This is a genomic window from Pseudomonas sp. K5002 (genome assembly GCF_013386655.1).
Taxonomy (GTDB): domain Bacteria; phylum Pseudomonadota; class Gammaproteobacteria; order Pseudomonadales; family Pseudomonadaceae; genus Aquipseudomonas.
Genome location: NZ_JACARK010001774.1, coordinates 1 through 342 on the forward strand (window position 1 = coordinate 1; position 342 = coordinate 342).

At 67.5% G+C, this 342-nt stretch carries 1 pseudogene; it reads left to right on the plus strand.

The window, feature by feature from the left end:
• Positions 1-342, plus strand: a pseudogene (locus HX846_RS39210) (LysR family transcriptional regulator); the annotation flags it as partial.

Below are 342 nucleotides of genomic sequence, written 5' to 3' on the forward strand. Positions count from 1 at the left end.
ATTGGTCCGTGCCGGCCGCGGCCTGGTACCTACGCCGCGCGCTCTGGCGTTGCGCGAACAGGTCAGCCAGTTGGTGCAGGACGCCGAAGCGGTGTTGCGACCCGCTGCGACGCTGGATGTGAGCCAGCTGGTACGTACCTTCACTTTGCGCACCAGCGACGGGTTTGTTGAAAACTTCGGCCCGGCGCTGTTGACGCGGATCGCCCGGGAAGCGCCTGGCGTGCGGTTGCGCTTCGTGCACAAGCCGGACAAAGGCAGCACGCCGCTGCGCGATGGCAGTGTCGACCTGGAAACCGGCGTGGTCGACAGCAGCGCCAGCCCCGAGGTGCTGACCCAGGCGCT